Source organism: Paenibacillus sp. FSL H8-0175 (assembly GCF_045040615.1).
GTDB classification, from domain to species: domain Bacteria; phylum Bacillota; class Bacilli; order Paenibacillales; family Paenibacillaceae; genus Paenibacillus_AQ; species Paenibacillus_AQ odorifer.
This window is the reverse complement of record NZ_CP150299.1, coordinates 6,804,907-6,830,338: the sequence shown is the minus strand read 5'-3', so window position 1 is coordinate 6,830,338 and position 25,432 is coordinate 6,804,907. Positions and strand designations below refer to the sequence as shown.

The 25,432-nt window shown below is 44.1% G+C and carries 20 protein-coding genes; 14 read left to right on the top strand and 6 right to left on the bottom strand.

Translation table 11 applies throughout. The annotated features are described in order from the left end of the window. Positions 1 to 33: 33 nt before the first annotated feature. A complete protein-coding gene (locus MHH46_RS30310) occupies positions 34 to 465 on the top strand; it encodes a MarR family winged helix-turn-helix transcriptional regulator (RefSeq protein ID WP_081383619.1) in 432 nt (143 codons plus the stop codon). A gap of 112 nt (positions 466 to 577) precedes the next feature. Here the strand turns inward: MHH46_RS30310 and MHH46_RS30305 are convergent, their stop codons facing one another. After that, entirely contained in the window at positions 578 to 2,443 is a 1,866-nt protein-coding gene (locus tag MHH46_RS30305; RefSeq protein ID WP_076124004.1) for an LTA synthase family protein, read from the bottom strand. Between the two features lie 282 nt (positions 2,444 to 2,725). On the opposite strand from MHH46_RS30305, the gene MHH46_RS30300 reads away from it, so the two are divergent. Both MHH46_RS30300 and MHH46_RS30295 read left to right on the top strand, forming a co-directional pair. Then, positions 2,726 to 5,038: a helicase C-terminal domain-containing protein gene (locus tag MHH46_RS30300; RefSeq protein WP_076124003.1), complete on the top strand. Its 2,313-nt coding sequence runs from the start codon at positions 2,726 to 2,728 to the stop codon at positions 5,036 to 5,038. 53 nt (positions 5,039 to 5,091) lie between these two features. After that, on the top strand, positions 5,092 to 6,060 hold the full coding sequence (locus tag MHH46_RS30295; RefSeq protein WP_076124001.1) for a Gfo/Idh/MocA family protein: 969 nt from the start codon (positions 5,092 to 5,094) through the stop codon (positions 6,058 to 6,060). A gap of 76 nt (positions 6,061 to 6,136) precedes the next feature. On the opposite strand, the gene MHH46_RS30290 is transcribed toward MHH46_RS30295, so the two are convergent. Beyond that, complete coding sequence (locus MHH46_RS30290) at positions 6,137 to 6,820, bottom strand: CidB/LrgB family autolysis modulator (protein WP_076123999.1); 684 nt, start codon at positions 6,818 to 6,820, stop codon at positions 6,137 to 6,139. Continuing rightward, positions 6,814 to 7,188, bottom strand: a complete 375-nt coding sequence (locus MHH46_RS30285) for a CidA/LrgA family protein (protein WP_076123997.1) — start codon at positions 7,186 to 7,188, stop codon at positions 6,814 to 6,816. The genes MHH46_RS30290 and MHH46_RS30285 overlap by 7 nt, the downstream gene beginning before the upstream one ends. 111 nt (positions 7,189 to 7,299) lie before the next feature. Between MHH46_RS30285 and cidR the strand changes: the two genes are divergently transcribed. From cidR to MHH46_RS30250, 7 genes are all read left to right on the top strand, one after another. Beyond that, positions 7,300 to 8,229: a cidABC operon transcriptional activator CidR gene (gene cidR, locus MHH46_RS30280; RefSeq protein WP_076123996.1), complete on the top strand. Its 930-nt coding sequence runs from the start codon at positions 7,300 to 7,302 to the stop codon at positions 8,227 to 8,229. 75 nt (positions 8,230 to 8,304) lie between these two features. Then, complete coding sequence (locus MHH46_RS30275) at positions 8,305 to 8,613, top strand: aspartyl-phosphate phosphatase Spo0E family protein (protein ID WP_081382514.1); 309 nt, start codon at positions 8,305 to 8,307, stop codon at positions 8,611 to 8,613. A 164-nt stretch (positions 8,614 to 8,777) separates the two neighbouring features. Continuing rightward, positions 8,778 to 10,178 (top strand): DNA-binding protein, encoded by a 1,401-nt coding sequence (locus MHH46_RS30270; RefSeq protein WP_076123994.1) that lies wholly within the window; start codon positions 8,778 to 8,780, stop codon positions 10,176 to 10,178. Between the two features lie 278 nt (positions 10,179 to 10,456). Then, the gene (locus MHH46_RS30265; protein WP_081383179.1) at positions 10,457 to 10,978 is read left to right on the top strand and encodes a MarR family winged helix-turn-helix transcriptional regulator; all 522 of its coding nucleotides are present in this window, start codon (positions 10,457 to 10,459) and stop codon (positions 10,976 to 10,978) included. After that, positions 10,971 to 12,731: an ABC transporter ATP-binding protein gene (locus tag MHH46_RS30260; protein WP_076123992.1), complete on the top strand. Its 1,761-nt coding sequence runs from the start codon at positions 10,971 to 10,973 to the stop codon at positions 12,729 to 12,731. Before MHH46_RS30265 ends, MHH46_RS30260 begins: the two co-directional genes overlap by 8 nt. Further along, complete coding sequence (locus MHH46_RS30255) at positions 12,728 to 14,623, top strand: ABC transporter ATP-binding protein (RefSeq protein ID WP_076123991.1); 1,896 nt, start codon at positions 12,728 to 12,730, stop codon at positions 14,621 to 14,623. Before MHH46_RS30260 ends, MHH46_RS30255 begins: the two co-directional genes overlap by 4 nt. Before the next feature lie 212 nt (positions 14,624 to 14,835). Beyond that, positions 14,836 to 17,061: an MMPL family transporter gene (locus tag MHH46_RS30250; RefSeq protein ID WP_076182011.1), complete on the top strand. Its 2,226-nt coding sequence runs from the start codon at positions 14,836 to 14,838 to the stop codon at positions 17,059 to 17,061. A gap of 442 nt (positions 17,062 to 17,503) precedes the next feature. Here MHH46_RS30250 and MHH46_RS30245 read toward each other — a convergent pair whose 3' ends face one another. The 3 genes from MHH46_RS30245 to MHH46_RS30235 all read right to left on the bottom strand — a co-directional run bounded on the left by MHH46_RS30245 (position 17,504) and on the right by MHH46_RS30235 (position 21,167). Continuing rightward, positions 17,504 to 17,815 carry an antibiotic biosynthesis monooxygenase gene (locus MHH46_RS30245; protein WP_076179209.1) on the bottom strand — a complete coding sequence of 104 codons (312 nt, stop codon included), beginning with the start codon at positions 17,813 to 17,815 and terminating at the stop codon, positions 17,504 to 17,506. A 936-nt stretch (positions 17,816 to 18,751) separates the two neighbouring features. Further along, positions 18,752 to 19,471 (bottom strand): 3-ketoacyl-ACP reductase, encoded by a 720-nt coding sequence (locus tag MHH46_RS30240; RefSeq protein ID WP_036681981.1) that lies wholly within the window; start codon positions 19,469 to 19,471, stop codon positions 18,752 to 18,754. 148 nt (positions 19,472 to 19,619) lie between these two features. Next, positions 19,620 to 21,167, bottom strand: a complete 1,548-nt coding sequence (locus tag MHH46_RS30235; RefSeq protein WP_076191737.1) for an FAD-dependent oxidoreductase — start codon at positions 21,165 to 21,167, stop codon at positions 19,620 to 19,622. A 159-nt stretch (positions 21,168 to 21,326) separates the two neighbouring features. Here MHH46_RS30235 and MHH46_RS30230 point away from each other — a divergent pair, with 159 nt between their 5' ends. The 4 genes from MHH46_RS30230 (at position 21,327) to MHH46_RS30215 (ending at position 25,366) form a co-directional block, all read left to right on the top strand. Then, positions 21,327 to 22,685 (top strand): spore germination protein, encoded by a 1,359-nt coding sequence (locus MHH46_RS30230; protein WP_076123985.1) that lies wholly within the window; start codon positions 21,327 to 21,329, stop codon positions 22,683 to 22,685. Beyond that, entirely contained in the window at positions 22,685 to 23,785 is a 1,101-nt protein-coding gene (locus MHH46_RS30225) for a GerAB/ArcD/ProY family transporter (RefSeq protein ID WP_076191739.1), read from the top strand. Before MHH46_RS30230 ends, MHH46_RS30225 begins: the two co-directional genes overlap by 1 nt. Next, entirely contained in the window at positions 23,782 to 24,879 is a 1,098-nt protein-coding gene (locus MHH46_RS30220) for a Ger(x)C family spore germination protein (protein ID WP_076191747.1), read from the top strand. The genes MHH46_RS30225 and MHH46_RS30220 overlap by 4 nt, the downstream gene beginning before the upstream one ends. A 91-nt stretch (positions 24,880 to 24,970) precedes the next feature. Beyond that, the gene (locus tag MHH46_RS30215) at positions 24,971 to 25,366 is read left to right on the top strand and encodes a Fur family transcriptional regulator (RefSeq protein WP_076123979.1); all 396 of its coding nucleotides are present in this window, start codon (positions 24,971 to 24,973) and stop codon (positions 25,364 to 25,366) included. Positions 25,367 to 25,432 lie beyond the last annotated feature (66 nt).

The window sequence follows — 25,432 nt, the reverse complement described above, 5'->3', positions numbered from 1 at the left end:
GAGTTATTAAAAACGGATTGGGGTTGAACAAATATGCCACATCAAATAGATCCGTTAATAGATCGTCTAGGACTATCCATGTGGAGAGTACAGCGTAAGATTATGTCTCAAATGTCTTTGCACAAAGAACTCGGACTTACGGTGCCACAGATGGGTCTGTTAAATATGATAGCGAAAGAAAAGAAGTCGCGGGTGGTACAGCTGGCAGAATGTATGGAGGTCAAATCCAGTGCGGTGACGGTGATGCTGGACCGTTTGGAGGTGCTGGGTTATATCAAACGTGAGCCGGATGGGAAGGATCGGAGAGCGGTTGTAGTGACGATCACCGAAAAAGGTCAGCAGGTGCTCGAAGAAGGACATTTCCGGTCCAAAGAACTGCTGGCGGAGCATTTATCCATACTGAAGCCCGAAGAACTACGCAACTTTGCAGAGTATTACCGTATGATCGAGGACCAGGAGCGTTAGTCAGCTAAGCTTCGGAATGGATATCTTTATAAAAACAGCAGAGCAGCGGTTCTCCTTATTGGAGAATCGCTGCTCTGCTGTTTTTGTTCGTTGGCTGCCTACGCCCTGTAATTTATTGTTTAGGTTGTTTGTCAGGCAACTGAGTGATATAGCTGTGGGAAAGCTGTAAAAGCCTCAAGGCACGGTTATATTCGTCTTCAGTGGCACTCGGCGTTGTTCCATTGTTATAAATAGAGTACTGAGTGTTGTCTTCAAAGCTGTTACCAGGAATAAGCAATCCTGAGCTGGCAATGAATGAACCAGAAGGTAAATAATATCGTTCTGGCAGCAAATTATAAGTCTGACTGAGTAGATCTTGACCAAAATATACGTTATTCTCTAATGAAATCCCAAGCAGACTGGCTGCGGTTGGCATGATATCTACTTCCCCGCCTACTTCGTCAATGGTCTGCGATGCTACGCCAGCACCTGCATGAATAAGCAGAGGGATGTTCATCATATCCGCATAACTGTATTCATGACCATAGATTTCAGTCATCAATTCTTTATCATCATGATCGAGGGAATAAATCGGCAATCCCATATGATCTCCATAAATCATGATTACACTATTGTCCCAGACACCATTTGCTTTTAGCTCTTCTACAAAATGTCCAAAAGCATCATCTGCATAGTTCTGGGAACGGATATAGTCACCAACAAAAGTACCTTCATAACGCTCTGGCAGCTTCATGCGGTATTTTTCTTCCGGAATAGTAAAAGGGTGATGCGCTGACATTGAAATGACTTGAGCGTAAAAAGGCTGCTCCTGTTGGTCCATTTCTTTTAGTTTATCGGCTGTCTTACTGTAGAGCGTATCATCAGAAGCTCCAAAGAAGAAGACATCATCTTCACCAAAAAATTTGCGGTCATAATAATGATCGAAGCCGAGGGAGTCATACAGCTCGCCGCGGTTCCAGAATTCTACGACATTGGTGTGGAAGGTTGCTGTCTGATATCCATTTTCTTTAAGCACGCGTGGCAGACTTGGAAGTACCTTATCCACATAAGACATCGTTGCCGCTCCACGTGGAGGGATGTAGAAGGAAGTGTTAACTACGAACTCTGCATCCGACGTATTCCCTTGGCCAACCATTTGATAGAAATTAGGGAAGTAAAGACTGTCCTTCATTACCTTGTTCAGGTTCGGTGTAATTTCTTGACCGTCTAATTTAAGTCCCAGCAAGAAATTCTGGAAAGATTCCATTTGAAGAATAATAAGGTTCTTGCCTTTAGCGATGCCTTGAAGTGGAGAACTAGCCGCAGTATTAATCCCCTTCAATTTGTTGATGGCATCCTGTGTAATGTCACTTGAATCGACTAGCTCAGGCTCTTCTTTAGCGAAGATCGTATAAGCTTCATAATTAAGAATTCCCATTTCTTGAGCTTTCTTAATTTCGTTCATACTGGCCTTATTAGGCAAGATGTTGAACAAACATAAAGCAAGTGAGACTGCAAACAGAACACTATACTTAAGTTTTCCGCCACGGCGGTGGTTGATATTCTCTTTCTTATAGACCCGGCCTTTTTTATTAAAGAAGAAGTAGACGCCAAGAATAATGATGTCTGTAAAAATCAGCAGGTAGTATGGATCCATTAGTGAGAATACGCTGTTGCTGACGGCGGTGACTTGATTCACCTGCTCCGCTGCATGGTAAGTCACAATAACACCGTAATATTTAAAATACATAATGGCTGCGAAGAAAATGGCTGTCACTAATAAATTTACGGTCATGTAATATCCGAGCTTGCGCTTGGAACCAAAACGTTCAATGATACAGAAGAGCGCCCAAGCAAAGGGGATTTCAGTTAATAATGATTTCCAGGGCAATATATCGTCAAAGATTACGCCCCATGCCAAGAAAGCTTTTAGAATAAAAATTATTGTGAAAAACACAAAAGGTTTAACGATCCACTGTTTAAAGTTAAAGGATGACACAGCTTCGCCTTCTTTCTACATGATAAAACGCCATTTCCCGGCTAGGAAGAAACAGCGCCCAGACAAAATAATTCCATAGTAATTAAATTTATTATGCAGGGCTGGCTATAGAATGTCAAAAATCGAGAACCTAAGTATAAGCTTAGTGGAGCGCGTAAAGTTGAACACAAAGGGTTGAAGCTGACGCTCCTGCTCTCATGCAGGGTTATACAACGAATTCAGGACTAAAATGGCAATTGGGAACAAAAAGGATATATGGATAATAAAAGGAGGTGATGCTGGATGAGCTCTACAGTAGCTTTATCAGTTAGAACTCTCGTTGAATATGTTTTTCGCAGCGGAAGCATTGAACCTGGCTTTCATGGAACGGGCGCTATGGTCGAAGGCACAAGAATTCATCAGAAGATCCAAAAGCAATATAAGGAAGGTGACCGCAAGGAGGTTTATTTGAAAACGGAGATTCCTTATGGAAACCTGCTTTATGTTGTAGATGGGCGTTGTGATGGATTGCTTGTCTCGGAGGATGGGAGCTTTACGGTCGAAGAAATCAAATCAACCTCCGGACTGCTGGATTTACTGGATGAAGGACATGAGGTTCATTGGGCACAGGCGCTGATGTACGCATATATGGTGGCTCTGGAGCAAGAGCTTTCTTCTATTCAGGTTAAGCTTACCTATGTCCACCGGGCCACTGATGAGCAAAAAAGCTTGTACCGAACGTTGTCTTTTGAAGAACTGATTTCATTTGTGAATGACACAGTGGCTAGATATGCTCCATACGCTGAGATGATGGTTCGTCATGATGCTAAGAAGGAGCAGAGTCTTCGGGAGTTGAGCTTTCCGTTCTCCTCTTATCGAAAGGGACAACGTCATTTTGCAGGAGCTGTATACAAGTCCGTCGTGGAAAAGGTCAGTCTGTTCGCTCAAGCCCCCACAGGTATCGGGAAAACAATGTCGACGTTGTTCCCTGTCCTTAAAGCGATGGGCGAAGGACAAGCTAAAGGATTGTTCTATTTAACGGCAAAGACGGTTACCCGTTTTGCCGCGCAGGAAGCCATCTCGCTGTTGCTAACGCAGGGTCTTCAGCTGCATGTCATCACACTTACCGCTAAAGAGAAGGCCTGTTTTCGCGAAGAGGGGATATGTGGTAAGGATTCCTGTCCTTATACGGATGGTTATTATGACCGGATCAACGAGGCATTAATGGATCTGTTAGAGCATGAGACGCTGATGAGCAGAGACACCCTTGCACTGTATGCTCACAAACACAAAGTGTGCCCATTTGAGTTCTCGTTGGATGCAGCCTATGCCTGTGATGCTGTGATCTGCGATTACAATTATATATATGATCCTCGCATCAGTCTGAAACGGCTAACAGAGGAAAGAAAGAGAGAAACGGTACTTCTAGTAGATGAAGCACATAATCTGGTAGACCGGGGACGGGAGATGTTCTCCGCCTCTTTGCTGAAAGCCCCTTTCCTGGAAATCCAGCGCCAATATAAAGAAATGAACCGGAATTTGAGTACAGCCGCTAAATCGGTGAATGCTTTTTTCATCTCCCTTCGCAAAATTTGCAATGAAGAGGGGCAAGGGCAGTGGGACTCGTTCCCGGATGAGCTGCCGGCTTTGCTTGAGATATTTTCTTTGGAGGCGGAACAGGAGCTTATTCACCCGAGCTCCAGTATTGTCTCACTGAATGGGGAAGGAGAAGGGGGAAATGTCCTCTTGGATACCTATTTTGCAGTTCAGGGCATGCTCCGCACCTTTAAGACCTATGATGAACACTACATTACCTATGCGGAGGTTCGTAGAGGGGATGTCTATCTCAAGCTATTCAATTTGGATCCCTCGCATCTGCTACGGCAGATGTCCAAGAGCTTTCGCAGTCAGATCCTGTTCTCAGCTACACTTTCTCCATTATCTTACTACCGGGATATGATTGGTGCAGCGGAGGAAGATTACAGTTTAACCGTGTCTTCCCCTTTTCAGAAAGAGCAGTGGGAAGTAACCGTCTTACCTGTCTCCACACGTTATCATGACCGGGAAGCCTCCCTAGTTCCGTTGACTAAAGCACTGAGCCAAATGGTCTCTAAAAAGGGCAACTATCTGGTGTTTTTTCCTTCGTACCTCTATTTGCAAAACGTATATCAGGCCTTTACGGAGTATTACCCTGAAATCCGGACATTGATGCAGGATACTGGCATGAGCGAGCAAGCTAGAGAAAGTTTTTTAGCCGCATTTAGTCCAGATAATGACGAGACGTTATTGGGATTTGCTGTACTTGGAGGGATTTTTTCAGAAGGTGTGGATCTGCCAGGGGATCGCCTCAATGGGGTTATGGTTGTTGGCGTTGGCCTGCCACAGCTTGGTCTTGAACGCAATCTGCTGCGTCAATATTTTAATGCCAGAGGAAAAAATGGCTTTGATTATGCCTATGTCTATCCGGGAATGTGTAAGGTACTCCAAGCCGGAGGCAGGTTGATTCGCAGCGAGACGGATACGGGCATTATCGTGTTGGCGGATGACCGTTTTTTGCAGAGTCCATATATGCATTTGCTTCCCGAAGAATGGAGAGATTATCTTATACGCTCATAAGAGGTTATAATCTACGAAAGGGTATTCATAATCAATCGGCAGGAGGAAATAATATGACATTAAAAGTGGGTATTGTGGGTACAGGTTGGTTCTCTAAGGTACATGCTGATTTGCTGGCAGGGATGGCTGATGTCCAGTTGCAGGCAGTCTGTGGAAGCAGTAAAGCCAAAGGCGAAGATATGGCACGTCCATATGGAGCTGCTGGATATGGTGATATTACAGAGATGTTGGATGCGGAGAAGCTTGATGCTGTTTATATCTGTGTGCCTCCACAATCTCATGGTGCGATTGAACGTTCATTAATCAAGAGGGATATTCCCTTTTTTATAGAAAAGCCGCTTAGTATGACTACTGAAATTCCTGCCAGCTTGCTGCAAGATATTAAAGAACATAATTTATTGACCTCGGTAGGCTACCATTTCCGCTATCAAGAGAATGTTAAAAGGCTCAAGGAAACATTACGTGGTGACAAGATCGGTATGGTCATGGGCCAGTGGATGGGCGGCATGCCGGGCGTAGCTTGGTGGCGTGATCAGGAGCAATCTGGAGGACAGTTCACCGAGCAAACCACTCATATCGTCGATTTGGTGCGTTATCTTGCAGGAGAGGTAAAAGAAGTATACGGCATGTTCGGAAATCGAATTATGCATGAGCAGCATGAAGGTGTGAGTGTAGCCGATGTAGGTACCGTATCTCTGAAGCTTGAGAATGGAATCATAGCTAATATTTCAAATACATGTGTCCTGCCTGATCCGGTAGGAAGTGTAGGTCTTAGTTTCTATAATGATCGGGGATTGCTGGACTGGAACCCGGATCGTCTCTTGGAAGTGCGAAGTGGCAATAGCACCGAATTTGAAAACACAGGAAATCCATATTTAGTGGAAAGTGAAGCTTTTCTGTATGCTGTACGGACAGGAGATCGTTCGCGTATTCTCAGTGACTATGAGGATGGATTCAAGACGCTTAAAGTAACTTGTGCGGCTTACGAGTCCGCACAAAGTGGACTTCCGGTTAAATTCTAAGTTTGGATTCTTAAAAAAAGGACATGCCGCCTTAGATGTGCTAAAGAGACATGTCCTTGGCTCAAGCTGGGTTAGCCTAGTGGAGGAATATTGCGAGTAAAGCTGGCGCCACACCTATGGATAACAGCGCGGACAGAATCATCGCAATACTGGAGATGGTTCCGGTCAGTGAACTAAGCTCGAAGGCCTTGGATGTTCCTGTACCATGCGCAGCGGTTCCCAGCGATACACCACGCGCGATTTCATTGTCAATGCGGAAGATGCGGAGTACTGTAGGGCCCATCATTGTACCGAGTATCCCGGTAATGATGACGAAGACTGCAGTAATACTCGGTACACCGCCGATACTTTGCGAGATGCTCATAGCGATCGGTGTAGTCACCGAACGTGGAACCAGACTGGCTGCCAGATCGCCGCTGACATGCAGCCATTTGGCGAGCAGAATGGAAGAGATCACCGCTGTTATCGTCCCTGACAGCACGCCTGCCGCAATTTCGGCGGCGTGCTTTTTGAGCACCTTGAAGTTTTTATGCAAAGGGATTGCAAAGGCCATAGTTGCCGGTTGCAGCAAATCCGTCAGCCATTTGCCTCCCGCATTGTAAGAATCATAAGTAATGCCTGTGATGAGTAAGAAGATAATCATAAGCACTGGTGTAATGATCAATGGAGAGGTGTACACTTTGCCACTAGAAGCATAAATGCGTTTCGCCAGTAAATATACAGCAACCGTAAGACCGAAGAATAATAGAGCGTTTAACATGATCCTTTCCGCTCCTTTGCTTTGTAAATTCTACTGGTAAGTAATCCGGAACTGGCCATTACAACAATCGTACCCAAAATGACCACCGCGAGGATTCGTAAACCATCAGTTTCCAGAATATTGGCGTATTTCATTACGCCGATAGCAGATGGAATAAAGAACAGCAAGAGCTCAGCCAGTAGCCAAGAAGCACCAACTTCAACCCAATTCAGATGAATGACACCAAACTCAAGCAGAAGAAACAATATAATCATTCCGAGTATGCTTCCGGGAATAGGGATATGCAAAAATGGGGTTACAGCATTGATTAGTAATGAGAATAGGGTGAGTCCCGCTACCTGCAGCAAGCCTATAACAATCTTTTTCATAAGGCTTCGCTCCTTTCATGATAATGAAAGTTTACATCAATTGTTTTCATAGGTAAAATGAATAGATTGAATAAATGACATTCCTTTTGTCTATGGATCGGAGGTTGGAAAATGGATATCCGACAATTAGAATATTTCGTCCAAGCAGCACGAATGAAAAGCTTTACTCGGGCTGCCGAATCCTTATATATTTCACAACCTACGATCAGTAAAATGATCCGGAATATGGAGATCGAGCTGGAGGCTGATTTGTTTTACCGTGAAGGGAAAAGTGTCCGGCTTACAGATGCAGGGGAAATTCTGTTCACCAAAGCGCAAAATATCGTGGAGTCGTTCGCCAGCTTGTCTTCTGAGCTGGATAGCTTACGAAATTTGGAGCAGGGCCACATCCGCATCGGTCTGCCTCCAATGGTAGGAGCGAGCTTTTTTCCTTCGGTGATTGGTCAATTTCATAAACGTTATCCGCAGGTTACTATTCGTCTGCATGAGGATGGCGCGAAAAAAGTGGAGGAAGATGTAGAAACGGGCTTGTTGGATATCGGAATGGTTGTGCTGCCTGTAAATACAGCCAAACTTCATTGCTTCACCTTTGTTGAAGAGAAGCTGAATCTTATTTTACCTGTTGGACATAGATTGGCCGAGGCAGACCTTGTTCCGTTAAGTGAACTAGCCGAAGAGGAGTTTGTGCTGTTCCGGGAGGATTTTACGCTGCATGATCGGATTATTACGGAATGTGTGAAGGCGGGATTTCAGCCTAAGGTTATCTATGAGAGCTCCCAATGGGACTTAATTAGCCGTATGGTGGCTGCCGGAATGGGAATCGCATTGCTGCCAGAAACCATTTGCCGGGATATGGATCGTTCACGATTGGTCGTTGTGCCTTTGACGGATCCGGTAATTCCGTGGCAGCTTGCTATGGCGTGGCGTAGAGACCGTTATTTATCTTTTGCGGCACGCGAATGGATTGCTTTTGCAAAGGGACTTTTGCGAGAACAGTATCCAAATGAGCTCTCTGACGAACTTGCGGAGGACTCTGAATAAGTAGTAATTCCGTTTTTGTTAGAAGCTCTACAATTTTTCTTTTTTTTGAAAATATGTTTTTTGGTATCATGACTTATGATAGGAGAAGATGTTGATAGAGAGAAGGAGAGAGATGTGACACAAAATCCAAATTCCTCCAAGAATAATCATAGAAAAGATTATAAAGAAGATGAGCTACTTGTAACTATAGAGAGTCTTAGATGTGAATTGCTGGAGGTTGCAGAGCAACGGAGTCTTAGTGACCGTGCTGTTCTAGAGCTCAGTGAGCGATTAGACAGCTATATTTTGCTGGCACAAAATAAGATGATGGAAAATTTGCGCAACCGGAAAGCCGGCATTACATCCTATAGTAGAAGTTCCAAAACCGCCATCACTGTTAGCTAAACTACCAACAACATAGAATTATAATACTATGAAGATGTTACTGATCTAGAGGAGCGTATTAGGCTCCTCTATTTGTCGTACAATCTATTTGTTGTACAATCCATAACTTTCACCTATAATGTCAATTAATAGAATCTTTTCAAGTCAAACTTTGGGGGTGCCGAGTGGAGGGAAAGTTAACAACTATACGCTCAGAAATTGAGAAAAATTTGTCCCGCTCCGGCCATAATCTCGCCTCATTTTCAAAAATTTGTGGCCTGAATCGAGGCAGCCTCAGTGCAATTCTGCATGGAAATCCGCCGAAGCCTATGTCCTTGGGACAAGTAGATGCAATTATAAAAGCCTTTGGTTTTCCAGAAGGTTGGTTATATCCTCTATATGTTGATGAATGCTTCAATGATGAGAAGGTCTCACGCCGTAGAGTGGAGCCTTTTTTGATTCGTTGTGCTGAATTGGGCAAACAGCCTTGTATTGAGGACACTTTAAGCAGATTACTGGAATATCCGAAGTCTCTGGATATCGTTTATTCGGTAGCTGATAAATTGTTTAAAAAAGGTAAAATAGATGAATCGATATTTTTTTATAAAGTTGTAGCTGAGAATGAGTCCGACAGTTACTCGGAGCGGCTCGCAATAAGTCATTATCGTATTTTTAGAGCAATTTTATCCATCGTCGATTCAGACGAGAAGTTACATGCAGTTATTACTTTTGAACCTTTCAGGAATCGTCTACCAGAAAATATGCAATTGGATGGTCTCTTAACTTTGACACAGTTATGTTTCGATCTTCGTCGATGGAATAAAATGGAGTCGTTCGCTGATGAGCTAAGAACGCTGGCTAATGCTGTTTACCGCGAGCAACTGCGAAGTAATGTGGATAAACGTAAGGAAGTTCTTCATACGGAACGTCCATTAGTGGTTTATTACGGTCATGGGTATTTGCTTAAAGCGATTTCGCTGACCAAGCAAGGTAAATATGAAGAAGCCAAAAAGTATACTGCAGGCTACGCAGATCTTGGCTGGTTTGAAATGATGAACGAAGAAGGTCGTCAGGCGGTAGAACAATTTCGGTTATTCGCAATGGGCAATGGTTTCACAATTGAGTTGTTGATGGGTAATGTGGATGTTCTATCTTCCTACGCGGCCTTTTTAGCAGATCACCCAGGTGAAATCTTAGCTGGACTTATAACTATTATGGATGCTGCTAATCGTTACGGGTTCTCTGCTGACAGTGTACTTACACGATTCTCACGAGAAATGTTGAGGTTTGAAGGGTTCCAGGAGCCTAATAATGTAGATCGCGTATTTCGTTTGTACTATCAAGTAGCAATCTATGAAATAAATAAGCAATGTTATAGCACAGGTGTAGATTATCTTCTGAAATCTTTGGAGTTATCTATAAAGCAAAACAACGGAAAAGATTTCATTAATTGTATAACCTTATTTGAGACGAGCAGGGATTACGCTACTGCTTCTCAACAGGATAAATATAGAGAACTAGTAAAGGGGGTGAGAAAAAATGAAAAAATCACTGTTGATGATGGTAAGCGTGTTAGCATTGTTTAGCTTCATTATCATTGGACCTGTGGGCTCTGGAAGTAATGGAGGCATTACAACCTATGAGCACGGAGCTTGGTTCTAAGGGATGAAAACATCTATTCAATCCTTAAAATACAGAGCAATACATAAACGATAACTACTCCCTTGCATTCGTGCTGGGGAGTTTTCTTTTTCGTAATAATTGATAGCGTATTCATAATTTGACAAAGTAATCTGGCGAAAATATAATTAGGTAGCCTAAATAATATAGTGTTTAATAATTAGTTGACCTAACTAAAACAGAGGTGAAGGAAATTGGGATAAACGGAGGAAATACAGAAAATACTGAAAATTCAGTCGCACACGGGCTTTTTGCGGCGATGAAACGCCTGCACAAAGCTCAATGGCAAAAGGGCGTTGAGGGCCACAAGCCAAGTGAGATGACTTTAATGATATGCATTGAAAAATGGAATCATTCTGATGAAGAGGGTCTCAAGGTGTCTGAAATCAGCCGACTACTTGGATTCACTCCTCCTACCATCACGCAGCTGATTAACAGTCTTGAAGCGAAACAGATGGTGGAAAGACGCGCGGATCCTTCAGATCGAAGAGTTGTACGCGTGAAATTAACGGAAAGTGGAAAAGAACTCACACGAAAAGCAGAACATTATCGTGATGTGATGCTTGATAAGCTTGTGCAACACTTAGGCGAAAAAGACACTAAACAGCTCACAGAGCTATTGCTTAAGGTACATGAATACGTTGAGGATAATCCACCACCTGATTGGGATAGGCTACAAATGAACGGAGATGAGAAGCTTGATTAAATTATTTAAACAACTGAAGCCTTTTAGGGTAGCTATTGGTGCTGTATTAATCCTTGTATTTTTGCAGTCCATGGGCGATTTATACCTTCCTACACTGATGTCCGACATCGTCGACAAAGGGATTGTTCAAGGAGATCGCGCTTATATTTGGAAAATAGGTAGTTTCATGCTCCTGGTTGCAGGTGGCGGTGCTTTATGTTCGGTAATTGCCAGTTACTTATCGGCAAAAGTGGCAGCCGGGTTTGGTAAACTCACCCGTGCACGAGTATTTAACCATGTAGAAAATTTTACGCTGCATGAATTCGATAAGCTGGGTACAGCTTCCTTGATTACACGTACAACAAATGATATTACACAAGTTCAAACGGTACTTACTATGATGTTGCGCATGATGATCGGAGCACCGATGATGATGATTGGTGGTATCATCATGGCAGTATCTGAAGATGCTAAATTATCATTGATTTTTGTAGTCGTTATTCCTGTACTTGTAGGGGCGATCTTCTTTATTGGGATGAAGGGTCTGCCACTGTTTAAAGCCATTCAGATTAAGCTTGATAAATTAAACCTGGTGCTGCGTGAGCATCTGACAGGTATTCGTGTTATTCGTTCTTTTAACCGGATTGATCATGAGAATAGACGTTTCACCGAAGCTAACCGTGATCTTACGGATACAGCTATCAAGGTCAACAAAATCATGGCCGGCCTGATGCCGCTGATGATGATTGTAATGAACTTTTCTATGATTGCTATTCTTTATTTTGGTGGAATACGAATTGGTGATGGCGACTTGCAAGTTGGGTCCCTGATGGCATTTATCCAATATGCAATGCAAATTATGTTCTCTCTGATTATGGTATCGATGATGTTCGTGTTAATTCCGCGTGCTTCAGCTTCAGCCGTGCGTATCAATGAGGTGCTGGATATGCAGCCTGAATTTACAGATCCTACTGAGAGTGAACTGCATACAACAGCTCAAGCTACTAAAAAAGATGGACGCGATTCTTTGCGTGGTTTTGTTGAGTTTGAGAATGTATCTTTTTCCTATCCAGGGGCAGAACAGCCTGCACTTTCGAAAATTAGCTTTAGTGCTCGTCCGGGTGAAGTTACCGCAATTATCGGGGGTACCGGATCGGGTAAATCTACACTGCTTAGCCTGATTCCAAGATTCTATGATGTTAATGAAGGTGCTGTACGCGTAGACGGAGTGGATGTGCGTGAGATGACACAGGAAGAGCTGCGGAGCAAAATCGGTTACATCCCACAAAAAGCAGTATTGTTCTCGGGTACGATTAATGAGAACATCCGCTACGGTAAAGAGGATGCTACGGATGAAGAAATCATTCATGCATCTAAGGTGGCTCAAGCCTACGATTTCGTATCCGCGATGAAGGATGGGTTTGACTCAGAAATTGCTCAGGGCGGGAATAACGTCTCAGGTGGTCAGAAACAGCGGTTGTCCATTGCTCGGGCGCTTGTGAGAAAACCTGAGGTTTATCTGTTTGACGATAGCTTCTCAGCTCTTGATTTCAAGACAGATGCCAAACTTCGCGCGGCTCTCAAATCTGAAACTACGGAATCCACCGTATTGATCGTAGCTCAACGGGTTAGCACCGTTATGGATGCGGACCGGATTATTGTAATTGATGAGGGTGAAATTGCTGGAATGGGCACTCACCGTGAACTGCTCGAGAGCAGTGATGTGTACCGCGAGATCGTATCCTCGCAGCTGTCAGAGGAGGAAATAGCATGAGTGAACAAAACAGAGAACATAAACCTGCAGCTCCCCGCGGCCATAAAGGCCCGGGTGGACCGGGTGGTCCTGGAATGAGGATGCCGGCAGAAAAAGCTAAAGATTTTAAAGGTACACTTCGTCGCCTAATCAAATACTTGCGCCCACGTATGGTTCAATTGATTATTGTACTAATTATGGCGATTGCCAGTACGGTGTTCAGTATCTTCAGTCCAAAAGTTATGGGTAAAGCTACAACCAAACTGTTCGAAGGTGCTTACGGTAAACTGATGGGTGTAGAAGGTGCCTCCATTGATTTTGGATATATTAATGATATTCTGATCCTGCTCGCGGGATTGTATCTGCTTAGTGCTTTGTTTAGTTACATTCAGCAATATGTAATGGCGGGTGTAGCGCAGAAGGTAGTTTATGACATGCGTGAGCAGATCAACAGCAAGCTGGAGCGTTTACCTTTAAAATATTTTGACTCCCGTACACACGGGGAAATTCTTAGCCGTGCTACGAATGACGTGGATAACATCAGTACCACGTTGCAGCAAAGTTTAACGCAGCTAATTACTTCAATCGTCACTATTATTGGTGTTATTGTGATGATGCTTACCATCAGCCCATGGCTGACTTTAATCACGATTACTACGTTGCCACTCAGCTTTATTGTGATTATGGCGATCTCTAAACGTTCGCAGACTTATTTTGTGAGACAGCAGAAATCGCTTGGCCAGTTGAATGGTCATGTAGAGGAAATGTATACGGGGCACCGGATTATTAAAGCTTTCGGCCGCGAACCGCAGTCGCTTAAAGATTTTGATGAAATAAATGATAAGCTTTATGATTCTGGCTGGCGGTCTCAATTTATGTCAGGTATGATTATGCCGCTTATGATGTTTATCGGTAACTTGGGTTATGTGCTTATCTGTGTTGTGGGTGGTATTTTTGTTACTAAAAAAATGATTGATGTCGGGGATATCCAAGCCTTCATTCAATATTCACGTCAGTTCACCCAGCCGATTGCACAAACGGCTAATATTGCTAACATTATTCAATCCACCATTGCTTCCGCAGAACGTGTATTTGAACTTCTGGATGAAGAAGAGGAAGTTAAGGAAGTTAATACTACACTGGTGAAGCTTGATGAAGGTGCTCCGGAAGGTTCCGTTGAGTTCCGTCATGTGAAATTCGGCTATAAAGAGGATGCTATTCTGATTGAGGACATGAATATTGAGGTTAGTCCAGGTCAGACTATAGCGATTGTCGGTCCTACTGGTGCTGGTAAAACCACTTTGATTAACCTGTTGATGCGCTTCTACGAGCTTAACGATGGGGAAATTATCATTGATGGCGTCAACATTACCGATATGAAACGGAGTGACCTACGCAGTAAATTTGGTATGGTGCTTCAGGATACCTGGCTCTTCAACGGTACGATTCGTGACAACATTGCTTACGGTCGTGAAGGTGCATCTGAAGCTGATGTGGTGCGGGCTGCCAAAGCTGCGCATGCCGATCACTTTATCCGCACACTTCCGCTTGGCTACAATACGGTGTTAAATGAAGAAGCTTCTAATATTTCACAAGGACAGAAGCAGTTGATTACTATTGCTCGCGCTATTCTGGCCGATCCATCGATCCTTATTCTTGATGAAGCAACGAGCAGTGTCGATACACGGACTGAATTGCTGATTCAAAAAGCGATGAATGCGCTGATGCAAAACAGAACCAGCTTCGTTATTGCCCATCGTCTCTCGACGATTCGTGATGCGGATCTCATCCTTGTCATGAATCAAGGTAGTGTAATCGAGAAAGGCAACCACGAAGAACTGCTGGCCCAAGGCGGATTCTATGCGGATCTCTATAACAGTCAGTTCTCTGAAGGAGATTTGGACGTAGGCTAAATTGAAGTGAAGAAAAAAGTATAGATAACCCATAAACCCCTCTTTTCACATGTTGCTGATTTTTTATGTGAAGAGAGGGGTATTTTATATGTGATGATGTGTTTTAATTTTTCTGAGAAATAAAAAAAGTTTGATTAAAAATTAAAGCATATATATGATAGAATAAAAAATGACCCGCGGCTCATTTTTAAGGCTGCAAGGTAAAGGAGAGGATGAAGGGAATGTCAGGCTACGGAAAATGGGTGGCAGGAAAAAAGACGAAGTGGATTACTCTTCTCGTATGGATAGTGCTTGTAGGTGCACTTACCCTGTTATGGCCTGCAGTGAATTCTCAGGTTGCTAATAATGCGCCTAACCTCCCAGATGATTCACAATCGGTACAGGCAGCAGCTATTGCAGAGCAAGAATTCCCTAGTGGAAGTGGAGTGCCTGCGCTGCTCGTATGGCATAGAGAAGGTGGGCTTTCACAAGATGATTTAGTACATATCACTGCTGTGTACAAGAAGTTGGAGCAGCAACCATTGCCCCATCAGAATTTTGTTCCCCCATTAGGACAACTGCCGCCACAGGCATTACAAGCCTCGTTATCTGAGGATCTTAGTACGCTGGTAACCCCGGTGCTTTTTGATAAAACAGCAGATAGTGATCAGCTTGGCGAAGCTGTGACAGAAATGAAGAAGATCATAAACACAGAGACGGGTGGAGACCCCTCCGCGGCTAAGGTGGATGGAAAAGACCTGAGTTTACGTGTTACGGGTCCAGTGGGCATCTCCATAGATGCTTCAGGCCTGTTTCAGAACGCAGACGTTTCCTTGTTAATTGCTACGGTTATGCTTGTGCTGGTGTTCTTATTGGTGATTTATCGTTCACCGATCTTGGCTTTTATTCCACTTATTGCGGTTGGATTCGCTTATGGTGTAACTAGTCCGATTCTTGGAAAAATGGCGCAAGAAGGCTGGATCACAGTGGATTCACAGGCTGTCTCGATTATGACTGTTTTGCTATTCGGAGCTGGTACGGACTATTGCCTGTTCCTGATCTCACGGTTCCGGCAGTTGTTGAAGGTAGAAGAGAGTAAGAGTCGTGCGCTTCTTCGCTCCATTACCGAATCTTCAGGCGCCATTGCTATGAGTGGCTTCACCGTCGTGCTCGCGCTGTTTGCGTTATTGCTGGCTAAGTATGGAGCTTATCATCGTTTTGCCATTCCATTTAGCGTATCTATCTTCATCATGGGAATTGCCAGTCTAACCCTCGTACCAGCACTGCTGGCAATCTTCGGACGGACCTCGTTCTTCCCATTCATTCCGCGCACACCGCAAATGGAGGTAGAACGGGCTAAGGCTAAAGGCAAACCTATTCCGGAACCCAAAGTTTCCCGTAAAAAAGGAATTGGTGGTTTGGTAGTAACCCGGCCTTGGGCTATCGTAGGTGTGACCGTTATCGGACTGGGGATTTTGGCTTCATTCTCCAGTGGCATCAAATTTACGTATGATATCCTATCCTCTTTTCCTAAAAATATGGAGTCCCGCGAAGGTTTCGACCTTATTGGCAAACAGTTCTCTCCCGGAGAATTAGCTCCAGCGAAGCTGATTATTGATACCCAAGGAAAAGCGAGCGGAGAGGATTTAAAGGTCATTCTTGGCGGACTCACCTATGTGGACACGGTTTCCGATCCGCAGCAGGGGGCAGTAAACAAAGATATTGTTGGTTTTGATATTGAATTTAAAAGCAATCCATATTCACTAGAAGCGATGGGTCATATTCCTACCCTTCTTGCTACCGCAGAGCAGGCATTAATCGATGTAGACGTTGCGAACCCTGCGGATCACGTGTGGGTAAGCGGGCAGACGGCGACACAGCATGACACTAAAGAGATTGGAGATCGGGACACCGATCTGATTATCCCCGTGGTGATCGGAATGATCACCGTACTGTTGTTGATATATCTGCGTTCAATAGTGGCCACCATCTATCTGGTCGGCACCGTTATTCTCTCCTTTTTCTCAGCGCTTGGCTTAGGTTGGATTATCATTCACTATGTGATGGGAGCAGATGCCATTCAGGGAGCGATCCCACTGTATTCCTTTGTTTTCTTGGTGGCACTTGGAGAAGACTACAACATCTTCATGATCTCGAATATCTGGAAAAAGCGTAAAACCATGCCGCTTAAGCAGGCTATCGCGGAAGGTGTGAATGAGACCAGCTCGGTAATTACCTCTGCCGGCCTCATTCTGGCAGGTACATTTGCTGTATTGGCAAGCTTGCCGATTCAGGTGCTTGTGCAGTTCGGTATCATCACCGCTCTTGGTGTTCTGCTGGATACCTTCGTGGTTCGGCCGTTCCTTGTACCAGCTATTACAACGCTCTTTGGCCGTTGGTCGTTCTGGCCGGGTAAACATCAAGAGGTGGAGACCCCTCAGCCAGATGTAAGTAAATAATGAGTTTATAAACAAACAGGGATGTCTCAGAGCCATATTGGCTCCGGACATCCCTGTTTGTTTTAGGCTTGGGCACAGGACATCGCTGGATAATAGCGCTGCTTGTACCAACTAACTTAATTGTATCTATTAGGCTAATCAATCAGTCTACTGGACGATAATTACTCTAAGTTTTTACTGTAGCAATTAGCATTTAGAAGCGATAACTGTGTTAATTAGCGGCTGATTGTCTTAGCCAAGAGGTAGAAGACAATTAGCGTGCTGCATTGGCTAGCCCAGTGGTAAAAGACAATTAGGTGGCTGCATCAATAATAGTCAATTAGCTCGTAGCACCGGTTACCTAGCAGTAATAGTCAATTAGTTAACTGTACTTATCGGGCTACCATTCCGTACACACTGCTGGTTCAATCTAGCTACTGCTCTGTTTGGGTGGTCCAAATTCTTAGTTACTGGGCGTGCGGCTGATCATTAGTTCATATTTATCGATGGAAGCACCCAGGATTGCGTCATTACCACCAGCACCACGGTGCGACTGACGGAAGGACTCGCTGGAGGTCCAGCCTTTGAATGCATCCTCATTCTCCCATACGGTGCAGATTTTTAATTCCTCGACACCTTCTTTGGCATTTCCACGCCAAACCTCCATACGTACAAACCCTGGCATATCCTGCACACCATTATTTCCTCCGAAACGTTGAGCAATAGCTTCGCCATGGCCTTCTTTTACTTTAATAGTATTAGTTACTACCAGCATGATAGATAAACCTCCGATCAGAAAGTTAGTATATTTTTCAGGACATTGTGAATCGAAATAATATGACATGGGAACCTCGAAAATTAGCCAATATCTCAAGGTAACATCGTGATTTTCAACTTACAAAATAAAAGACCATCCCACAAGACACAAGAGTGCGGGTGTTTAATTGCACTTTGTACACTTAAATTATCCGTCACACCAGAACCGATCGAATAAGTGTATTCTCTGCAACTAATTTGTGCGAATCTGGTGAATCGACGAGAATAGCCTTCTTTTAACTGTATAGAGTGCAACTAAAGTATGATTTCTCCTCTAATTGCGCTGGATAGATGTACAAAGTGCAACTATTATCTATTTAAACGTTAAGTATTGTGCAAACTCAGGTACCTGCGAAAAATCAAAGTGTCTACTGCAAGTAAAGTGGCTATAGCAAGTTGAAGTAACTGCTGCACGTTAAAGTGTCTACTGCAAGTAAAGTGCCACCTCAACCGTAATGTTACTCTAAGCCAAAGTGCCAACCCAACTCCAAAGTTTTTACTCAAAACCACCATTACAGCTAGCACCTAATTCCAGTCCCAGTTCCCTAATAAAGCCCCCAAATGAAGTTGCATTGCAGAATGTGCAACAGAATAGCCTGAATGTTATCTGAATAAGGCAGTCTGTTGCATTCTGTACAATAGAATCAAGCCCAAATCGCCTAAAAAGGAGGGGAGCCACTAAACTGATTGCACAACGTGCAATCACCCAAGGTTTCGCCCTCAACTAGAGGGATTCAATTGCACAAAGTGCAATGAGAAAACGGAGCAGAGCAATCCTGAAGCGTTATCCCGCACAAAGTGCAATCACCCAAGGCTTCACCCTCGTCTAGAGCGATTCTATTGCACAAAGTGCAATCACCCCAGATCACCCGGCTCCCCCGCGTCCAGCGCGATTTTATTGCGGATTGGTGGTCCATAGTCCTGCTGTTTTTAGGAAGACGCGATCCGGCAGCTTCAAAGCTGTCAGTGCCAATTCAGCAACATCTTCAGGTTGCATCATGCGGTCTTCGTCACCGATTTTAAGTCCAGCATTGGAAGCTAGGCCAGTGTTGACGGTGCTTGGAGTCAAGGCTACGACGCGAATATTGTGTTTGCGCACTTCTTGTGCGAGGGCTTCGGTCATGCCCATGAGAGCGAACTTGGACGCGCAATAAGCAGAGCCTGTCGCGAAGCCGCGTTCTCCGGCTGTGGATGAAATATTGATGATATTTCCGCCATTTTTCTCAATCATCGCAGGCAGTGCAGCACGAGTTACGTAATAAGTACCGTAAAGATTAACTTGGATGTGGCGCTCCCAGTCTGCAGGATCCATTTCTACTAAAGTGCCGAATTTTGCGATCCCGGCATTGTTGATTAATGCATCAAATGCTCCAAGCTCATTTTGCAGGGAAGCAACAGCACGTTCAGCTTCTTCGCGTACGGCGATATCGGCCACGGCAATGCTGACTTTAACGTCATATACTTCCGTTAAGGCTGATTTTAACGCTTCGAGATCACCTGAAGTTCTGGAGATCAGGCCTAAATTAGCACCTTCCTTAGCCAGTGCCATAGCCAAGGCTTTTCCGATCCCTTTGCCTGCACCAGTAATTACAACACTCTTTCCTCTCAAATCCATCTCTATCGTCACTCTCCTTCAAACTTTTTTGAAGCAGCTGCTTCATTCAAGTCTTATTATACCTGAATGCTGTAGGGCAATTACAATCGCCCCTTAGAAAATGGTCTGCAAATTTTCATGAAGCCGAACTGCCTTTTCATGAAAGGTATTATTCATGGAGTTTCGTCAGCGGTACCGAAGCTGGGCCCTCTAAAACCTCGCCATCGTAGGAGAAGCGGGAACCATGGCAAGGGCAATCCCAAGAACGATCCCCGTTGTTCCATTCGCATTCACAGCCCATATGGGTACAGGTTCTATCCACCAGATGAAGTTTACCTTCTGTATCCTTATAAGCTCCCACACGTTTGCCATCATGGAACACAACGGCTCCTTCGTCAGCTTCCAAATCAGTTGTCTTTTTATGGACGATTTCCACTTTGCCCGCCACGAGCTCTTTTGCCACATTGGCATTTTGCACGATGAAGTTTTTTAGACTGGTGCCAGCTTTGAAGCGGGACGGATCGTACAATTCGGTATACGGATTATCTTTGCGCTGAATCTGATCCGAGATAATCTGTGCGGCCAGCGTACCGCTTGTCATGCCCCATTTTCCAAAACCTGTGGCGATATAAATCTCTTCGTTGTCCGAAATCTTGCCGATGTAGGGCACTCTGTCTAGGGTGATTAAATCCTGTGCTGCCCAGCGGTAAGGGATTGTTTTGATGCCGAGCAGATTTCCTGCGAATAGCTCCAAATTCTCATAATGTCCTATCGTACAGATGCCCTGGCCTGTCTTATGGTTGTCTCCCCCGACAATGACCAGATTCCTGCCTTCCCACTCTACTGCACGAAGAGAACGGGTGGGTTCGCTTGCACTTAGATACATTCCACCCTCAAAATCCGTTTCAGGCTGGATCGCCAGACAGTAGGAACGTTCAGCATGCAGCCGCGAGAAATATAGTGCTCCTCCATCGTAGAATGGGAAATGAGAAGCTGAAACGGCGTAGCGGCAGGTGATCCGATGCTCGTCCTTTTCAGTAAAAAGCGTAAGCTTATCGTTCTTCTCCACCTTATCCGCCATCATCGTATGCTCATAGATTACGCCACCTTTATCCTGAATGACCTTCAGTAGCCCCTTCAGATATTGCAGCGGGTGAAAGCGGGCTTGTCCTGGTAATTTAATGGCACCACTGGCCATCAGAGGGATAGAGACGTTATCTAGCCATTCTCCGGGCAGACCCAATTGTTCATAGGCTTTATACTCTTCCTCCAGTTGTTTAAGCGTTTTATGATCTTCAGCATCCGCGTACAGAAAAGCCGCCTCATGTTTCATGCCGCAGGATACTTCAAGTTCCTCAGCCGTATTCTGGATCCAATTCATAGCCTCGCTGTTCGAGCGATAATAGAGCCGGGCTTGCTCCTGCCCAAAATGCTTTATCAAATGATGATAGATTAACCCGTGCTGTGCTGAGATTTTTGCACTGGTAAAACCCGTAGTGCCACTCAGAATTTCTCCGGCTTCTAAGAGCGTGACTTTGTAGCCTGCGTTGCTGAGGAGATAGGCTGTTGTAATGCCTGTAATTCCACCGCCTACCACTGCCACATCTGTAGAAATATCTTCAGCCAGCTTTGGAAAAGCCGGTAAATCCGTGGTATCTCTCCATAATGATTCCGGAAATTGTGGAAGACTTTGCGTTATTTTACGGTTTGGGTCCATCTATTATCCCTCCATCTTTACAATCTTCATCTCATTTATTACCACAGTCCTGTGAAAAGAAACTTCCCATTCCATCGTGCTGTGCATGAATTCAGAGAAACAGTGCCAAAATAAGGTGGAAACTGGGACGTAAAGGATAAATAGGAGGGATGATGTTCCATGTCAGTTCAACAGGATAAGGACAATATTTCTCTGGAATGGATCAAAGATCAGCTGAACGGGTTCGCGGATTTAATCGATAAAACAAGCGTTGCCCCTTTTGGGCAAATCAACCTGCTCTATATCAAAAGTGTTACAGATGCGCAGACACTCAGCCGCCACGTGATTGCGCCGTTTTATGAAATGGAGAGTATTAGCGCTTATCAGGATTACATTATGACTTATCCGGGCACTGAAGAGGCGACTACGAGAGAGAAGGCGATCGACCTTTTGCTCAGTGGTTATGTGCTTCTGGGTATAAAAGATGTGATATATTTCTTCGATGCTATGAGTACGGAGAGCAGCGGTGTTAGTGAAACGTCTGCCGAAAGTATTTCACAGGGGCCGTCAGATGCACTGACAGAGGATATAGCGATTAATTTGAACATGATTCGGCGGCGTTATCAATCCACTAATCTCAAAATGGAGACCATGGTCATCGGCGATGTCTCTAAAACAAAGATAGCTATTTTATACGATGACAGTCGTGTTGACCATAACGTTTTAAAAGAATTAAGGGAGAAGATGGGAACGCTAAAGGTTGATATTTTGCAGGCTACAGGAGAGCTTGAGAAGTTTATAAGCAGTGACAAATTAAGAATACTCCCTAAGTCCATCATCACCGAAAGACCGGATAGAGTGGTGTTTAATTTGTCTGAAGGAAAAGTAGCGATAGTGCTGGATACAACCGGTTATGCGATAGTGCTGCCTTCTATTTTTAATGATTTCTTTACATCCATGGATGATAAAATACAATTTCCTATCGTGGGGCGATTCCTAAAGCTGCTTCGGATTATCGGTGTGTGCATGACGTTGTGGCTGCCTGCGCTCTATGTAACACTCACCTCGTATAACCCAGAGATTATTCGTGTGCAGATTGCCTTGCTTATTGCGGGCAGTCGTGCGACTGTGCCTTATCCATCTTTTGTGGAAGTGCTTTTAATGCTCATGATGATGGAGTTTCTGACTGAGGCGAGCTTACGGCTCCCCAAGGCAATTGGTCCAACGGCCACGACGGTAGGGGGGCTTATCTTGGGGCAGGCAGCGACGGCAGCAGGACTTGTAGGAAATATCATGATCATATTGGTTTCTGCTGTTGCGATATCTAATTTTCTAATTCCGCTGAATATGATGAGCTTGTCCATACGAGTGCTGAAGTATATTTTTTTAATTGCCGCAGCTTTTTTAGGATTGGTTGGGGTAGTAGTCTGTGTCGTGGGATTCGCAATGTATTTATGCAAACAGCGTACCTTCGGACAACCTTATTTCAGATTGTTTTTTCTCGATAATCTCGGCAAGAAGAAGGGTGGAGAGCATTGATGGCCAAAAGCCGTTATTTCTACTGTCTTTTTCTGATGAACAGCCTGATCAACATCATTAATTTTGTTCCAAGGGAACTAATAGACAGACGTTTTGGTGGCGCTTTGATGTCCATACTAATCGGAACGATTTTGGGCACTTTGTTTGTCTATATATTTACTGTACTGATTGCTAAATTCCCCGGCAAGGGGTTACCGGAAATATTTAACTCTTTGCTTCCTAAGAAGTTATCCAGAATCTTACTGGTCCTTTTTGCTGGCTTATGGTGTGTGGCCGGGGGAGTTACATTGCTTTCTTTTGTAGATATTACGCTGCGGTTTATCAGTCCGGATTCGAGTCCTTATACGGTTGTGATCAGTTTTTTAGTCTTGGTCTGCATCTGCTGTCGCTTCGATTCTCTATCACTCTTGTATGGGCTTGAAATCATTCTCAGCGTATCCTTACCTTTAATTATTTATGGCCTCGTAAAAGCATTGACCAATCCGGACTTTAATTGGGATTCTGTTCTGCAGGTCACTACATACTTCTGGCATAAGCCGGACCTAATGAGCCTTGCGGCGGCTACCTTTTCGTTTAGCGGTTACTTAAACCTGGCCATATTTAATCGGGTATTTCATGGGCTGAAGCTGAAGCATGTCTGGATTTTAGGTGTGGAGGGTCTTTTCGTATTACTCTTGACTTTTTTAGTTCCCATCGGCTATTTCGGAACCGTTGCTATTGATAGACATGTGTATACATGGTTCTCGACGGCCGACAGTATTCGGATGGAATCCTTTATTATTGAACGGATGCTGTTTATTTTTTATTTTGCCTATTTAAGTTTATCTCTGGTGAGTGTAATCGTTCATTGGCATGGAGGTTTAGAGCTTTTTAAAGGTGCTCTTTCATCTGCAAAAAAACAGTCCCCAAAAGCAGAGCGCTGGAAAGAGTGGGGGATCCTAGGCTTGTTTAGCGCGATGGTTCTGTCCTTAATGGGGCAGGATCAGTATCAACTTAATATGTTTGGTGCCTGGTTTCTGCAAATTCGCTGGTTTGGTGAGATGTTCATCATCGCTCTGTTGTTTTATTGTTATCGCAAAGCTAAGAGGGGGAAGCTATGAGAAGAGTACTTGCTGGAATTGGAATTACCTTGCTCCTTCTTCTTCCCGGTTGTGACTTCAAGGAGATTGATTTGCGGATTTTCGTGTTAGCGATCGGCGTTGACCAAGGTACAGAAGCAGGGAATTTTAAGATTAGTTTGAAGCTTGCCATCCCTCAGGGGGATGTTACTAAGATTGATGAGAAGATGCAAATCTTGACTGAGGAGTCTCCAAGCATTTCGGAAGCCCTTCGTAGAATGAAATCCAGAGTGGAAAAGGAGCTTGATTACTCCCATTGTAAATCAATTGTTTTGGGGGAAGGGGTTGCCCGTGAAGATATTCTCCATGTTATGGATTGGGCTGTGCGACGTAGAGATATCCAGCTTATTGTCAATTTTGCAATAGGGCGTCCGGAAGCACTTCAAGTGCTGAAGGTAAGACCCGAATCGGAGCGGATCCCATCGAATTCTCTTATTCTGGCTATGAGTGGACAAGGCACAGAGTCTCCATTTATTTCTAGTGTGTATTCCTTTCAGCTGATGAGAAATATCTTTGAGGAGGGGATTGATCCAATCCTGCCGATTATTGAGGCCAAAGGGGATAAGGAGTTTTTAATTGATAAAATTGCTCTGCTGAATAATGAGAAAATCAAAATGGTTCTTACGCCAAATGAGACCCGGCTATATAATCTGCTGTCACGCCCGAATCTGCGGACTAACTTACCCGCCCATTCCGAGGGAATTATGTTTCAATATTACACAGAGAGGTCATCCTCGCACTATAAAATCGTAACACCAGAGCATGGGAAAGCTACTATTCGTTATCATATTAAGATAAAAGGTATTCTCGAAGAGAGTAGTAGCCCAGATCTGGTGACACATCACATGTTGAAGAAGATCCAGGAAGCCGGGGAAAAGGAATTGGAAGCGGATATCTTAGCATTGCTGACCAAAATACAAGCCAGTGGCCTAGATCCCTTGGGTTGGGGGCTGCATTATGGAGCAAGGCATTTTAATAACGATACGGAAATGAAAGTGTGGAAGGAGCTCTATTCTAAACTTGATTTCCAAGTGAAGGCTGATGTAAACATTAAATATTCAGGAATGATTAGGTAGCTTGTAAAGTAACATGTGGATAAAAATGGGATTGACGTTCCCATTCACAAGATTTATACTTGATCTAAAAATAAGTTAGAGGATGATAGGAATGAAAAGTCTAAATTTGACCTCCCAACGTCAAGCCGTTTACGATATCGTCCTTAATTCACATGACCATCCTACTGCTGCGGAAGTAATGAATCGGCTAGTAGAGCAGGGACATAGCTTAGCATACGGTACGGTATATAACTCTCTGCGTTATCTTTCAGATAAACAAATGATTCGTGAGCTTAAGCTTGGTGAAGCTGCCAGCAGATATGACGCACGTATGGATGATCACCAGCATATCATTTGTGAAGTTTGTGGAGCAGTGGATGAGGTTATGAATCAAGTTCCGCGTGAATGGATGAATACAGTGGCCAAGGATACCGGTTATACCATTGGTCATGCTCATGTAGTATTCGGGGGCGTCTGCCCAAACTGTAAGAACAAAAAGAATAATTAGGATAGAGGTGCCGGAGCCTGTGCTGCGGTAATAATATGTATATCCGGAGAGACCGCTTTCATTGAG

Coding starts and splice junctions, on each gene's coding strand:
- MHH46_RS30310 (WP_081383619.1), top strand. CDS start 34: ATGCCACATCAAATAGATCCGTTAATAGATCGTCTAGGACTATCCATG.
- MHH46_RS30300 (WP_076124003.1), top strand. CDS start 2,726: ATGAGCTCTACAGTAGCTTTATCAGTTAGAACTCTCGTTGAATATGTT.
- MHH46_RS30295 (WP_076124001.1), top strand. CDS start 5,092: ATGACATTAAAAGTGGGTATTGTGGGTACAGGTTGGTTCTCTAAGGTA.
- MHH46_RS30290 (WP_076123999.1), bottom strand. CDS start 6,820: ATGTTAAACGCTCTATTATTCTTCGGTCTTACGGTTGCTGTATATTTA.
- MHH46_RS30285 (WP_076123997.1), bottom strand. CDS start 7,188: ATGAAAAAGATTGTTATAGGCTTGCTGCAGGTAGCGGGACTCACCCTA.
- cidR (WP_076123996.1), top strand. CDS start 7,300: ATGGATATCCGACAATTAGAATATTTCGTCCAAGCAGCACGAATGAAA.
- MHH46_RS30275 (WP_081382514.1), top strand. CDS start 8,305: ATGATAGGAGAAGATGTTGATAGAGAGAAGGAGAGAGATGTGACACAA.
- MHH46_RS30255 (WP_076123991.1), top strand. CDS start 12,728: ATGAGTGAACAAAACAGAGAACATAAACCTGCAGCTCCCCGCGGCCAT.
- MHH46_RS30250 (WP_076182011.1), top strand. CDS start 14,836: ATGAAGGGAATGTCAGGCTACGGAAAATGGGTGGCAGGAAAAAAGACG.
- MHH46_RS30245 (WP_076179209.1), bottom strand. CDS start 17,815: ATGCTGGTAGTAACTAATACTATTAAAGTAAAAGAAGGCCATGGCGAA.
- MHH46_RS30240 (WP_036681981.1), bottom strand. CDS start 19,471: ATGGATTTGAGAGGAAAGAGTGTTGTAATTACTGGTGCAGGCAAAGGG.
- MHH46_RS30235 (WP_076191737.1), bottom strand. CDS start 21,167: ATGGACCCAAACCGTAAAATAACGCAAAGTCTTCCACAATTTCCGGAA.
- MHH46_RS30230 (WP_076123985.1), top strand. CDS start 21,327: ATGTCAGTTCAACAGGATAAGGACAATATTTCTCTGGAATGGATCAAA.
- MHH46_RS30225 (WP_076191739.1), top strand. CDS start 22,685: ATGGCCAAAAGCCGTTATTTCTACTGTCTTTTTCTGATGAACAGCCTG.
- MHH46_RS30220 (WP_076191747.1), top strand. CDS start 23,782: ATGAGAAGAGTACTTGCTGGAATTGGAATTACCTTGCTCCTTCTTCTT.
- MHH46_RS30215 (WP_076123979.1), top strand. CDS start 24,971: ATGAAAAGTCTAAATTTGACCTCCCAACGTCAAGCCGTTTACGATATC.